This window comes from Macrococcus psychrotolerans, assembly GCF_038095555.1.
GTDB classification, from domain to species: Bacteria; Bacillota; Bacilli; order Staphylococcales; family Staphylococcaceae; genus Macrococcoides; species Macrococcoides psychrotolerans.
Window position 1 is genome coordinate 897,366 of sequence record NZ_CP124591.1, and the last position, 14,853, is coordinate 912,218.

Consider the following 14,853-nt stretch of genomic DNA (forward strand, 5'->3'; position numbering starts at 1 on the left):
AAGGAGGACGAAATGAATAAAAGACAGCTAATAATCGATAAATTTAAAGTAAAGTTAAACAAGGTGCTCACACACCTGGATATTATACCAAATGATGTTGAACTGTATGTACAGGCATTCTCACACTCGAGTTTCATTAATGATTTCAAGCTTGATAAAAATAAGGACAATGAACGCCTGGAATTTCTAGGAGATGCGGTGTTAGAATTGATGGTTTCACAATATTTATACCAGCAGCATAGTGATCTGCCAGAAGGTAGGCTGACAAAGTTGCGCGCTGCAATTGTATGTGAACCTTCACTTGTGATATTTGCGAAGATGTTGAAGTTTGATCAGTTGATTTTGCTAGGCAAAGGCGAGGAAAAGACAGGTGGCAGAACGCGTCCATCTTTAATTGCAGATGTATTTGAAGCCTTCGTTGGGGCGTTATATCTTGATCAAGGGCATGATGTAACAAAAAGATTCTTTAACAGCTATATTTTTCCTGCTATAACTGAAGATCTGCTGCATGGCCTTATTGACTATAAGACTTATTTACAGGAATATATTCATAAAACTAAAAACTTACAAGTTACCTATCGCCTCGTTAAAGAGGAAGGACCGGCACATTTCAAAGCGTTTACGTCTGAAGTTTATGTTGAAGATAAAGTGATTGGTACAGGCACAGGAAGAACGAAGAAAGAATCAGAGCAACAGGCAGCCCAAACTGCTCTATTGCTTCTGACAGCAGGAGAGTCATAATGGTTTATTTACAGTCGGTAGAAGCAACTGGTTTCAAGTCGTTTGCAGATAAGACAACAGTGCTGTTTGATGAAGGTGTTACAGCGATTGTTGGACCAAACGGTTCAGGGAAAAGTAATATTACAGATGCTATCAAGTGGGTGCTTGGCGAACAATCAGCAAAATCCCTTCGCGGTGCAAAGATGGAAGATATCATCTTCTCAGGTGCACAGGATAGGAATGCAACTAACTTTGCACAAGTAACACTTACGATCAATAATATTGAGCGCAGCCTTGCTGTTGATTCTGATAAAGTACTGATTACTCGTAAACTCTTTCGCTCTGGTGAAAGTGAATATTTCTTGAATCATCAGAAAGTAAGACTTAAAGATATCACGGAGTTATTTCTAGATAGTGGTCTTGGTCGTGATGCTTTCAGTATTATTTCTCAGGGAAAGGTCGATCAGGTATTGAATGCTAAGCCGAGCGAACGTCGACAATTGATTGAAGAAGCGGCCGGTGTATTGAAGTATAAGAAACGTAAAGTGGAAACTGAACAGAAGCTTGAAGACACGATGAATAACCTCAGTCGTGTGCACGATATTATTTTTGATCTAAAGGATCGCGTAGAGCCCCTTAAAATTGAAGCGAGTATTGCTGAAGAATATATCGCATTATCTGAAGAGATGAAGGATGCAGATATTCAAGTGACGGTACATGATATCAAGGAGAGTAGTGCAGAATATGAACGTCTGCAGCAGGAGATTCAAAGTTTTGACGAACAGCTTAAATATAGGAAGGATAAGAGTGCACGTATTTCTAATAAGCTGGATGCACATAAATCGGAAAGAAATGAACAGCAGAAGCTTCTTGAAACGTATAAGTCTGATTTGTTACACATTACTGAGCGTATTGAACGTAATATCGGTCTGCTGAATGTGAATAAAGAGCGTCTCATTCACCAGGATGCGAACTTTGAGGAGAAACATCAGCTGCAAAAAACACTTGCCCAGACGCTGGAACATACAAAAAAAGAGTTATCAGCAACAGAAGCGAAAATACAAACTTTAAAACAGGAAAAGTTATCAAAAAAACAAAAACTATCCCAGACAGAGCACGACCAATCTGCATTAGTCGATGACATCGAAGCATTGATTGAAGAGACAAGAAGTGAATACTATGAACAGTTTACGATGAAGACGAAACTTGAAAATGATATACAGCATATGAATTCAAGGATCGAACAGTTTAATCGTAAGGAAGAAGCGCAAGTTGATGAATCGACAATGACACAGTATGAAGATTTGCTCTCAGAGCAGCAGTCGTTGAACGAACAGATTAATAGTATGGAACAGATGGTTGATAATAAACGACTATCCTATACAGAGCGTCAGCAACATATCACTAAGCAAAAGCAGCTTTACTTTAGGGAAAGTGAAAACTTAAAACAAGCTGACCGTTTTATCTCCACACTAGAATCTAAAGTGAACCGATTAAAAATAATGCAGGAAGAATATCAAGGGTATTATCAAGGTGTCAGGTTACTGCTAAAAAATAAAGAGAAGCTCCATGGTATTCATCATACGGTACTTGATACCATAGCAGTAGAACCTCGCTATAATGATGCGCTGGATAGTGCTTTAGGTGGGGTCTTACAGCATATTATCGTAGAAGATGCACAAGCTGCACGTAAAGCGATAGAATTCTTGAAGTCAAAGCAAGCAGGACGTGCTACATTTCTACCGTTAAATGTCATCAAACCTAGAAACATCACGAGTGATATCTTAACTGGATTGACCCAATTCGAAGGGTATATCGGCACTTTAAATACGCTTATTACAGCAGATCATAAATACAAAAATATTATAGATAATATTGCAGGACATATTATCATCGCAACGACACTTGCTGAAGCCAACAAGATTGCAAAGTTTGTATCATACAGACATAAAGTTGTAACACTGGATGGACAAGTCGTTAATCCAGGAGGTTCAATGACAGGTGGAAGTAAACAAAAACCGACGCAAGCCTTGTCATCTCGAAATGAATTACAGCAATTGTCTCAGCAATTAAACGACTATGAATCACAAACTTTACAGCTAAGAGAAAAGGTAAGTCAGTTGAATGAATCAATTTCAGAGGCTGAATTCCAGCTTGAACAGGATAAACAGAGTGGAATTCAGCTGCGTGATGAATTACATCAGCTAAAGTTAACGCGTGAAGAAATTCATATAAAGCTAGAGCGTCTGCAGTCAAAGCTTGAGACTAGAACACAATATGATAAAGAGCGACAAGAAATCAATCAGCTGGAGAAAGATAAAGCGCTTATCTATGACAACATTCAGACAATCGAATCACGACTATCGGAACTAACAGACAAAATAAAGTTATATCAGAATAATGCACAGAATAAAAAATCTTTACTTGAAAATATGCAGCATGAAATGCACAGTATTAATAAATCGATAAATAAGCTAGAAGCAGATATTCATTATTATCAAAAGGTAAAACGAGATCTGTTAGACAAAATAGAGACAACAGAAGGCGAACTTAAACATTTAAGTCAACTTGAGCATGCGATTGACCGAGAAAAGCTTCAAAAAGAAATCATTCAACTTGAAAAAAGTGTTGATGAAGACAAAGAAAAGAAAAGTTTTCTGCATCGACAAATTGAAAATATACAGCAGACTCTCGGGGAATATATCGAACAAGAAGCCGAACTTGAAATGCAGAACAAAGAACTTGTGCGTCAAATAAGTGGCATTGAAAATGGCATCGGTGAACTCAAAGTACAGCATTCGAGATTAGATGTAAAGCTTGAAAACTATCTCGAACATCTAAACTTTACTTATGAAATGACCTATGAGGCTGCAGAGGACTATATATTTGAACATCGCTTGACGGTCGATGATGCAAAGCAGTTAAACGAATTAAGAAGTCGTGTCAAACTGACAAAGATTGCCGTCGATGAACTAGGACCTGTGAATATGAATGCGATTGAACAATATGCAGCAGTGAGTGAGCGTTATGAATTCTTAATATCACAGGAAGCAGATCTACTTGAAGCCAAAGATAATCTAGAAATGATCATAAGAGATATGGATCATACAGTTGCTGAGCGCTTTAAGACTACATTTGAAGTGATATCAAATGCTTTTGAGCACATCTTCAAACAATTATTCGGTGGTGGAGAAGGACGATTGATTCTGACTGAAGAAGATTATTTAACAAGCGGAATAGATATCTATGTTCAGCCACCAGGAAAGAAAAGACAGCACTTGTCATTGTTATCGGGCGGTGAACGTGCGATGACTGCGATAGTTCTGCTCTTTGCAATTTTAAATAGAAAGAAAGCACCATTTGTGATTCTGGATGAAGTGGAAGCAGCGCTTGATGAAGCAAATGTCAGTCGATTTGCGCACTATTTAACAACTTTAAAGGAAGATACCCAGTTTATTGTGATTACTCATCGTAAAGGGACGATGGAAGAAAGTGATAGACTTTATGGTGTTACGATGCAGAACTCAGGGATATCTAAACTAGTAAGTGTTAATCTTAAAGAAATTGACGATAAAAAATTTAAGGAGTTGACGAAATGAGTTTCTTTAAAAAATTAAAAAATAAATTTGTCGGAAATAACGAAGAAACAACGGATCCATTGAAAACATTAGCACCAGACGATACACTAGATCCGCAGCAGGAGGATCCAACTCATGATGTGCAGACAAGCGAAAGTGTAAGTCGCGCTGAAGTTATTGAACAGCCGAAGAAAACGGAAAAGAAATCTGACTGGGACTTCGACTTTGATGATGATGATTTAATTTCCATCGAAGAGTTTGAGGAGCTTGAAGCACAGCAGATTGGTGCGAAATTCCGTGAAGGTCTAGAGAAATCTCGTGAAAACTTCCAGAATAAACTTAACGATTTACTTGCGATGTACCGTACTGTTGATGAAGATTTCTTCGAAGCTTTAGAAGAAATGCTGATACAAGCAGATGTTGGATTTAATACGGTCATGGATTTAGTGGAATCTCTTCGTATGGAGGCGAAACGCCGCAATATTACAGAGACCGCTGACTTAAGAGAAGTTATCGTAGAGAAGATTGTAGAGATCTATGAACAAGAAGACGATAAACTACAGGAAATGAACATCCAGGAAGATGGACTGACTGTAATACTTATGGTTGGTGTTAACGGTGTCGGAAAAACAACGACAATAGGTAAACTTGCGCATCGCTACAAAGGACAAGGAAAAAAAGTGATGCTTGCTGCAGGAGATACCTTCCGTGCTGGCGCCATAGAACAGCTTCAAGTATGGGGTGACCGTGTCGGTGTTGAAGTAATTAAGCAAAGTGAGGGCTCAGACCCTGCAGCTGTTATGTACGATGCAATCGGGGCTGCGAAAAATCGTGGCGCGGATATTTTAATCTGTGACACAGCAGGGCGTCTTCAAAATAAAGCAAATTTAATGACAGAATTAGAGAAAGTTAAAAAAGTATTATCTCGTGCTGTACCAGGTGCTCCGCATGAAGTGCTGCTTGCATTGGATGCGACAACAGGACAAAATGCGCTCGTACAGGCAAAAGCATTTAAAGAAGTGACAGATGTATCGGGAATTGTTCTGACGAAGCTAGATGGTACCGCAAAAGGTGGTATCGTACTTGCAATTCGAAACGAACTGCACATCCCTGTTAAATTTGTCGGACTCGGTGAAAAGTTAGATGACTTACAGCCGTTCGATGCAGAAAGTTATGTATACGGATTATTTGCTGATATGATTGAAGCTTCTACTGAAGAAGAGAATAAGGCGGCAGAAGTAATGAAGGATAATTCAGACGATGAATGATCTGCTAAAGACGATGCGCATGAACTATCTGTTTGACTTTTATCAGTCATTATTAACAGATAAACAGAGAAACTATCTCGAAAAGTATTATATGGATGATGAATCACTGTCTGAGATTGCTGAAACGTTTGATGTATCAAGACAAGCAGTTTATGATAATATTAGACGGACTGGTGATTTATTAGAAGAATATGAAAGTAAGCTTGGTCTATATCATAAATTTGAACAGCGTCAGGCTATATACGAAGAGATGCTTCAATTAACTAAATTACAGAATAATGCACAACGTAATCAGCAGTTAGAAGCATATATAGAACAATTACAAAGAATAGAATAGGGGGTCATTGTATGGCTTTTGAAGGATTATCAGATCGACTCCAGGCTACAATGCAGAAGATTAAAGGTAAGGGTAAAGTTACAGAAGCGGATATAAAAGTGATGATGCGCGAAGTACGCTTAGCATTACTTGAAGCCGATGTTAACTTTAAAGTGGTAAAAGAATTTGTTAAGACAGTATCCGATCGTGCGATTGGTTCAGAAGTGATGCAGTCATTAACGCCTGGACAGCAGATTATTAAAATTGTACAGGAAGAACTAACGACTTTAATGGGTTCTGAGAATACTCAGATTAATATGAGTAAGAAACCACCGACTGTTGTGATGATGGTAGGTTTACAAGGGGCAGGTAAAACGACGACTGCAGGTAAGCTTGCACTTTTAATGCGCAAGAAATATAACAAGAAACCACTGCTTGTCGCATGTGATATCTATAGACCAGCTGCAATACAGCAGCTACAAACAGTAGGGAAGCAGATTGATGTACCGGTATTTACTTTAGGGGATCAAGTATCCCCTAAAGAAATTACAGAACGTGCACTGCAACACGCAAAAGAAGAACATCTGGACTTTGTGATTATCGATACAGCAGGACGCCTGCATATTGATGAAGCATTGATGAATGAGCTTGTTGAAGTTAAAGAAATCAGTCAACCTGACGAAATTATGCTTGTCGTAGATTCTATGACAGGTCAAGATGCAGTGAATGTCGCTGAGAGTTTCGATAATCAGCTGGATGTTACGGGTGTTACTTTAACGAAACTTGATGGAGATACTCGTGGTGGGGCAGCGCTCTCGATTCGAAGTGTCACACAAAAACCAATTAAGTTTGTCGGTATGAGTGAGAAACTTGATGGACTAGAACCTTTTCATCCAGAACGCATGGCATCTCGTATTCTAGGTATGGGTGATGTGTTAAGTTTAATCGAAAAAGCACAGTCTCAAGTAGATGAATCTAAAGCGAAAGAACTTGAACAGAAGATGAAGACCTCATCATTCACTTTTGATGATTTTCTGGAGCAACTCGAACAGGTTAAAGCTCTAGGGCCTCTTGATGAACTGCTTAAGATGATTCCTGGTGCGAACAAGATGAAAGGTCTGAATAATGTTAATATGAACGCTAAGCAAATCGATCATGTGCAGGCAATTATACGTTCAATGACGAAAGAAGAACGTAACAATCCGGCGATTATCAATGTATCACGTAAGAAGAGAATCGCAAAAGGGTCAGGCAGAAGTTTATCTGAAGTGAATAAACTGATTAAGCAGTTTGACGAGATGAAGAAGATGATGAAGCAGTTTACAGGAATGAAAAAAGGTAAAAAAGGGCGTAATCCATTCCAGGGCATGAATTTACCGTTTTAATATTTACTAAAAGACAGAAAAAACTTGATTTTTTCTGTCTTTTATATTAAATTTATTTTTGTAAAGAAAAAACACTTTACAGGAAGTAAGTTTCCTGTTAATATTAGTACTTGAGAAAAGATTAGAAATGGAGAGATTTATAATGGCAGTAAAAATTCGTTTAACTCGTATGGGTTCTAAAAGAAACCCATTCTACCGTATTGTAGTAGCAGATGCACGCGCACCACGTGATGGTCGTATCATCGAAGCAATTGGAACTTATAATCCAGTTGCTAAACCTGAAGCAGAAATCAAAGTTGATGAAGCTTTAGCTTTAAAATGGTTAGCTGATGGCGCAAAACCAACTGATACAGTTCGTAATATCTTATCAACGCAAGGTATTATGGAGAAATTCCATAACCAAAAAATCGCGAAGTAATCGCTATGGAAAAATTAATACAAACCATTGTTACACCGCTTGTGAGTCATCCTGAAGATATTAAGATCACGAAGGAAGAACATGCATCCAGCATTACGTATCATCTATCAGTCAATCAAGACGATAAAGGTAAAGTAATCGGTAAACAAGGTCGTATTGCTAAAGCAATGCGAACAGTTACGAGTGGTGCAGCGCTTGCGTCTGTTAAGAAAGTGTTTGTAGAGATTGATTAAGGGTACCTTTTTTGGTACTCTTTTTTTATGAGATGGAGGTTTTGTGAAATGGAAATGAATGTAGGGAAAATCGTCAATACACACGGTGTGAAAGGCGAAGTAAAGATTTTAACGGCATCTGATTTTGCATCAGAACGTTTTAAGCCGGGTAAAGTGCTAATGATTCCATTTAAAGATGAGCGAGTTACGCTCACAATCAAATCGTATCGCACCCATAAAAACTTCCATATGGTAGCATTTGAAGGTTTAAACAATATAAATGATGTAGAAAAGTATAAGGGTCTGGATGTCTATCAGGATATTGAGAATGAAGATATTATATTGGACGAAAATGAATACTTCTATTCAGATATTATTGGGTGCACTGTGTTTGATGGCGAACACGAAATCGGTATTGTGAATGATATCTTTGAAACAGGAGCAAACGACGTATGGGTTGTTCAAGGCGATAAAGAATATTTAATTCCATACATTGAAGATGTTGTTAAGTCAATCGATATTGATAATAAAACAATCATCATTGAAGCGATTGAAGGGTTATTATAATGAAGATTGATTATTTAACATTATTTCCTGAAATGTTTGACGTGCTGAATCACTCTATTATGAAACGTGCTCAGGAAAAAGGAATTGTGGAGCTGAACACGGTTAATTTCAGAGATTATTCAGGTAATAAACATAACCAAGTGGATGATTATCCATATGGTGGGGGGCAAGGCATGGTTCTAAAGCCAGAACCGATATTCAATGCAATGAATGCCATTGATAAAACGAGCAAGACACGTGTTATCCTTATGTGTCCGCAAGGAAAACCTTTCACGCAGCAAGTGGCTGAATCGTTAGCACAAGAAGAACATCTTGTATTTATTTGTGGTCATTATGAAGGATATGATGAACGTATACGCGAGCATCTTGTAACTGATGAACTCTCTATCGGTGATTATGTATTAACCGGCGGAGAACTTGCAGCAATTACAATGACAGATGCAATCGTGAGACTGATTCCTGAATCAATAAAAGAAGAGAGTCATAGGGATGATTCATTCTCAACAGGATTACTTGAACATCCACAATATACGAGACCAGCTGACTATAATGGAATGAAAGTACCGGATGTACTGCTTAGTGGTAACCATAAGCATATCGACTCATGGCGCCATGAAATGCGCTTGAAGCGTACTTTTGAACGCCGACCAGATTTATTAGAACACTACCCACTGACTCAGTCAGATAAAGAATATTTAGAACACCTTAAACATGATAATTAGGTGTCAATATATATTGCTTTACACAGTGAAGTATGATATTATTTTAAAAGTGTGAATCACACATAAATCACTATGATCCGCTGAGCGAAGACTTAAGAACATAGGCAGAAGGAGAAGGTAAAATGAATAACAAATTAATCGAAGCAGTAACAAAAGAACAATTACGTACAGACATTCCTGCATTCCGTCCTGGTGACACTTTAAAAGTTCACGTACGTATCGTTGAGGGAACTCGCGAACGTATCCAGGTATTCGAAGGTGTAGTAATCAAACGTCGTGGTGGTGGAATTTCTGAAACTTTCACAGTTCGTAAAATTTCATATGGTGTTGGTGTTGAGCGTACATTCCCTGTACATACACCTAAAATCGAGAAAATTGAAGTATTACGTCGTGGTAAAGTACGTCGTGCTAAATTGTACTACTTACGTAGCTTACGTGGTAAAGCTGCACGTATTAAAGAAATTCGCTAATATTAGACAAACAGAGCTAGAGACTTATGTCTCTAGCTCTGTTTTTTAAATAACGAATATATAAGAAGGTAAGAAGCATTCCTATAACAGAAATTACCTGCATTAAATGGAAATATGGTGGTGTATATTTAATCGTTATATGTTTTGCGTCAGTATCAACCTTAACGGCTGTCATCAAGTAGTTCCCTTCAGAAATCTGAGCTTTTTTACCATCAACTTTAGCACTCATACCTTCTAAAAATGGAACAGGTATAACCACATAGCCTGCTTTATGCTTTGCAAGTGTAATTTCCATCTTGTCTTTATTCTTCTTAAACAAATGTGTATTTGTATTCTTTGATGCTTCTTTTAGTTGTTGGTAATCCTCACCATATATTCCAAGAAGTTTATAGTGATAAGTACCTGTCTTTAATTTTAGATCGATAACATCTGTTGCTTTGACTTTTAACGTGATTACAGGATTAAATCGGCGATAATCATCATTCAAAGGTTTTCTTGACTGATAAATTTCGTTGATCCAGACATAATGATAATCTGTAGCTGTCTTTGATTCAATGCTCAAAGTTACATAAAGATCCTTATACTTATTGATTTTCTTGCTACCGAGTTTATAAGTGATGCCGCCGTTTTCCTGATTCACAATAAGTTTATTGCCCTGAAGTGTCGCATTACGCAATTGCGGCTCGGCATCTTGCATTAAGTTCTTCTGTGGTTTAATCTTGCTGTCGCCCTTGCCTTCAAGTACAACACCATTTAGCATCGCGTGTTCTCTATCTATAGGCTGTTTCAGTTCGTTTGCATTATATACTTTATCGGTGACACGAACGAATGGAAGTCTATGAGTATTATTATAGACATAGTACTTTTGCGACAAGTCATTCTCAGCATAGAGGTTACCACGCTCATACCCATAGGGGATAGTCATCGATTCATTGATTCTGATAATCTGATTGACATTAAATAAACTATTTAAGTTTGCGCGTTCACCAAGACGATAGTAAATAGAGTTACTATCCGTATCCATCGTAATATTTAGATCCTTATCATAAAACTGATAGATATCTTTGTTGAAGATACTTGAATATAATTTTATCCCATTGAACTGCAGTAACATCGGTGTATTATGTGTGATCGATGTCTGCCAGTCTATACGGTCACCAGGCTTTAGCACCGCCTTGATTTCATCGATAATTCTGTTTTGAATCGGCGATTGATAAGTTTGACTTGTAATATATTCGATATTTCGCTCCTTTTCAGGATGCAACGTATCAATCTGTTCGGTCATATATTCATATACAAAGAAATTGGTCATAATAAAAATAACGGCATGTATGAGTATATACAGGTATCTTTTTTTATTGTAGATATAATATCCGATTAGAACACAGATTATCGGAATATAGATCAGCCAGATCAGAAACTTCTCGTGACCAATTACAGAAACAGGATAGATGAATAGTGCAGGTATTAAAGAAATTAGAAATGACTTCATTTTAAGTTCGCTTAATTTATCAAGATAGATCGCAGCTAGAATGGAAGTCGTAAATACAAGTAGATAGACCCATCTCCTCTGATCAATTGAGAATCCGTTAAAGAAACTATCAAAATATGGGCTTAAAGAACCGATCATAAAGATAATAGAAAGTATCGCATAAAGTCTATAATCATAATGCTTATACAATACAAACGTCGCTAAAGCGATAACAGCCACTGCTGAAATAACGACATAATAGCCATCATAAAATAAATTATAGAAACCGACCATATCAATGATAGGATTGAGCTTAATTGGGGGTAGTGTTCTGTCATTCATTAAATAGCTTGTAGCACCAGTGAAAAATCCGACACTGCTGATCATCAGTGCAAGGATGCCGCTTATGCTACCTGTAATCAGCTTTTCCTTTAAGTTCAGTAGATCATCATCTTTACTAAAGATCGATCTATATAAAAAATATACAGATACGAAAATAAATTCATAGTAGCTAAAATAAAAGTTAGCATGCAGTGTCAGCGCAACTGCAATTATAAAAAGAAGCGGCTTTCTTTCTCTGAACAGTCGTTCGAGACCAAAGATTGTCATTGGGAGCCACAACATTACATCACTAAAGAAGCTCCATGTAAATGTAAAGAAGTAGTACACTGTTGACCAGCCATAAATAAAGCTGCCGGTAAATGCGGCATAGCGGTTTATATTCATATATCTTAAAAATTTATAAGTCACAAAAAATATAAGTGATAGTTTGATGATTGAGATGAAAATTTGATTTTTTGCCCAGAATACTGGGTCAGTCACATCATAGGATAAAAAAATATCTCCAATATAGATACAGATAAAATTTAAATATGTTATTGGCGATGTAGAATAATAATAAGAAAGACTTTTAAGAAAGTCTCCACCGATGCCAAAGTCCATATCATAGAAGAAATGAAAATGAGAGAACTTATTATAAAGATACATCTGAAATGGCAGCATCTGTGCGATACCATCACCCTTGCCGGTGAACAATGTCCCACGGTCAAACATACGAAAAAGGACAACACTATGTGCGATACATGCACATAGTATTGAAACAAGCAATAGAGATATATTGGGATAACGCTTAAATCTTTGTCTCATCTTTAGTTAACCTCGTAAATTTAATGTAGAGTACAGCCAGGATGATACCCATCAATGACAATAGTATCATGAGATAAAAGTATGGAGGTGTGTATTTTAGAACAACTTCTTTTGTGTCTTTGGTTACTGGGATCGTAGTCATAATATAATTGCCGCGCTTTACCTCTGCTTTCTTTCCATCCACGTAAGCTTTCATGCCATCACGATAAACGATAGGAACAACCATCGTGCCATCTTTAGAAGATTTTAGGTTGATGGTCATTTTATTACCTTCATCTTTGAAATTATAGTCAATTTCTTTCTTCATGCTCTTCAACTGCTTATAATCTTCACCATAAATACCATTGATTTTCAGTTTATAAGTACCAGGTGTAAGACCGATTAGAATCTTTCCGTTCTGAGGTGATTTTACACGATACAGCAAATCATCATAATGTGTACGATACTTACTTGTCTGGAAAAGACGATTGTTGGCATATTTGTTTACATTAATCTGATGATTTGTGATAGGTGAAATGATTTCAACGTGCATATCGACATAGAAATCCTTGTATTGTTGTTGTAGGTTTTGAGGGATTTCGATGATTAACCCACCACTTGGAGGATTGACTTTAAGCTTCTCATTTTGGGTAAGCCAATTTGATCCGCTTGTATTGATGTGTACCTTATCGATTAAATTTTTATTTTTCTTGAAAGGATAGCTTGTAGGTTCGTCTTCTGAAATGATACCTTCCATCATCGCATGTTCTCGGTCGATAATTTCAGTGAGATCCCTAGTATTGACAAATTTATTTGTAATCCTGACAAAAGGAATGGTCTGTGTGTTCTCATAAACTTTATATTTTCCGTCATTCTGAACGAGTTTAAAGTTTTCGGGTACGTCAGTCTGATATGCTTTACGAACGAGATACTTGACGTTGAACAATGACTCAAGGTTGCTTCTTGACTGGAAGGTGGAGTATCGACTGACTGACTCCTCCTTCAGATTAATCTTCATGTCTTTAAAATAGAAATCGACTAAAGCACCATCGAATATACTTGAATACAGACTTACACCTTTAAACCCTTGATACATCGGTGTGTTATCTTGTTCAAGCACCCTCCAGTCGATACGTTCGTCAGCTTTCGTCTTTTGTTTTAGCTGATCGATAATATGCTGTTGCAAAGGTGAATCATAAACACTTGATACAATATAGCTCATCTTCGCACGATCATTGATACCCGGATTATAATTATCCAGTTTATTATGCACTCGAATGACGTCCCAGTTGAAGATAAGAATTAAGATAATCATAGAAATATAGAGCGCACGCTGCTGTTTTTTATCCTTTACGATTAATACTAATAGTCCGACGATAATGATGATCGGAACAATATATACCCAACTCACCGCTTTATGAATCACAAGATGACTCGCAAAGACCATCGATATCCCGGGAATAACGGAGATGAGATAGTGTTTAACCGTGATTGTTCTAAAGTGCATAATATACATTCCGATCAGACCGCTTGTGAAGAAAGATATTAAATAATGCCAGCGTTTTTGTGGAGCACTGAATCCATTGAATACAGCATCTATAAAGGGTGTAAGACTGAAACACATAAAGATAATCGACATGATACTAAAGAATCTGTAAAAATAATTGTCATATAATTTAAAAGTAAAGATGGCCTGAACCGCTAAGAATAATACAATGACTAAGTAATTGTCATAGAAGATATTTGCATTTTGATCAAAAGAATCAAATAAAGAAATACCCGCTTTATATGGTGCACGTTCATTTTGTAGAAAGCTCTTAACACCATAGAAGAAGAACACACTGCTGATCAGTAATCCGATGATCGACATGATAACAAAATGAGGCCACTGTGTTTTACGGGGCACAACATCATATTTTGATTTGAATATATTTCTTGCAATAAAATAGATAAGTCCTGCAAGCAGGTGATAATATGCGAAATAGAAATTATTAATAAATATAAGTGCTGCTGCAATGATAAATATAGAATGTTTCTTATTCTGAATGAAATATTCAATTCCAAGCAACATAAGTGGTAAAAAAATAAAGACATCGCTAAAAAATGACCAGTACAATGTAAATCTGAAATATATAGCGGACATGACAAATAAAAAAGCAGCAAGCATTGCTGATGATCCTGCTAAACGAATCTTTCTAAAGTATAAGTAACTGAAAATAATAGCGATAGCAGATTTAACGATAGAAACATAAAAAGCGTTTTTGGCCCAAAAAGAAATACTGTCTGTTTTAAAGTTGAAAAATACATCTAGAAACCAGACGCATATGATGTTTATAAAGTAAATAATATTTGTTGAATAGTAATATGATAAATCCGTAAAATAATCGCCACCAAGACCGAAATCCATACTGTAGAAGAACTCACCATTAATAAATTTCTTATAAAGGTAAAGCTGCATTGGCAGCATTTGTTCTAATCCATCATTTGGACCTGTAAAAATTGTACCATCCTGCAAAAAACGGTAAATATAATAACTATGCCCAAAGATAGCAAGCATCAAGGCAATTACTGGAATAAATATTTTTCTGTTGTTTTTCATCA

At 36.8% G+C, this 14,853-nt stretch carries 12 protein-coding genes; 10 read left to right on the forward strand and 2 right to left on the reverse strand.

Annotation, left to right across the window (positions count from 1 at the left end; genetic code table 11):
* The first annotated feature begins 12 nt into the window (after positions 1-12).
* From rnc to rplS, 10 genes are all read left to right on the forward strand, one after another.
* The gene (gene rnc, locus QA539_RS04550; RefSeq protein ID WP_413475316.1) at positions 13-741 is read left to right on the forward strand and encodes a ribonuclease III; all 729 of its coding nucleotides are present in this window, start codon (positions 13-15) and stop codon (positions 739-741) included.
* Positions 741-4,319, forward strand: coding sequence for a chromosome segregation protein SMC (gene smc / locus QA539_RS04555; RefSeq protein WP_419895549.1), 3,579 nt, complete (start codon positions 741-743; stop codon positions 4,317-4,319). Before rnc ends, smc begins: the two co-directional genes overlap by 1 nt.
* Entirely contained in the window at positions 4,316-5,566 is a 1,251-nt protein-coding gene (gene ftsY / locus QA539_RS04560) for a signal recognition particle-docking protein FtsY (RefSeq protein ID WP_219494615.1), read from the forward strand. Before smc ends, ftsY begins: the two co-directional genes overlap by 4 nt.
* Complete coding sequence (locus tag QA539_RS04565) at positions 5,559-5,903, forward strand: putative DNA-binding protein (protein WP_219494617.1); 345 nt, start codon at positions 5,559-5,561, stop codon at positions 5,901-5,903. The genes ftsY and QA539_RS04565 overlap by 8 nt, the downstream gene beginning before the upstream one ends.
* 11 nt (positions 5,904-5,914) lie before the next feature.
* A complete protein-coding gene (gene ffh, locus QA539_RS04570) occupies positions 5,915-7,267 on the forward strand; it encodes a signal recognition particle protein (protein ID WP_219494619.1) in 1,353 nt (450 codons plus the stop codon).
* Between the two features lie 142 nt (positions 7,268-7,409).
* A complete protein-coding gene (rpsP, locus tag QA539_RS04575) occupies positions 7,410-7,685 on the forward strand; it encodes a 30S ribosomal protein S16 (RefSeq protein WP_041635895.1) in 276 nt (91 codons plus the stop codon).
* Between the two features lie 5 nt (positions 7,686-7,690).
* Complete coding sequence (locus tag QA539_RS04580) at positions 7,691-7,918, forward strand: KH domain-containing protein (protein WP_219494621.1); 228 nt, start codon at positions 7,691-7,693, stop codon at positions 7,916-7,918.
* A 48-nt stretch (positions 7,919-7,966) separates the two neighbouring features.
* Positions 7,967-8,464 (forward strand): ribosome maturation factor RimM, encoded by a 498-nt coding sequence (gene rimM, locus QA539_RS04585; RefSeq protein WP_419895550.1) that lies wholly within the window; start codon positions 7,967-7,969, stop codon positions 8,462-8,464.
* A complete protein-coding gene (trmD, locus tag QA539_RS04590; RefSeq protein ID WP_219494625.1) occupies positions 8,464-9,186 on the forward strand; it encodes a tRNA (guanosine(37)-N1)-methyltransferase TrmD in 723 nt (240 codons plus the stop codon). Before rimM ends, trmD begins: the two co-directional genes overlap by 1 nt.
* Before the next feature lie 122 nt (positions 9,187-9,308).
* The gene (rplS, locus tag QA539_RS04595) at positions 9,309-9,656 is read left to right on the forward strand and encodes a 50S ribosomal protein L19 (protein ID WP_012656731.1); all 348 of its coding nucleotides are present in this window, start codon (positions 9,309-9,311) and stop codon (positions 9,654-9,656) included.
* A gap of 16 nt (positions 9,657-9,672) precedes the next feature.
* Here rplS and QA539_RS04600 read toward each other — a convergent pair whose 3' ends face one another.
* On the reverse strand, positions 9,673-12,273 hold the full coding sequence (locus tag QA539_RS04600) for a YfhO family protein (protein WP_419895551.1): 2,601 nt from the start codon (positions 12,271-12,273) through the stop codon (positions 9,673-9,675).
* Positions 12,257-14,851 (reverse strand): YfhO family protein, encoded by a 2,595-nt coding sequence (locus QA539_RS04605; RefSeq protein WP_419895552.1) that lies wholly within the window; start codon positions 14,849-14,851, stop codon positions 12,257-12,259. Before QA539_RS04605 ends, QA539_RS04600 begins: the two co-directional genes overlap by 17 nt.
* Positions 14,852-14,853: the final 2 nt, after the last annotated feature.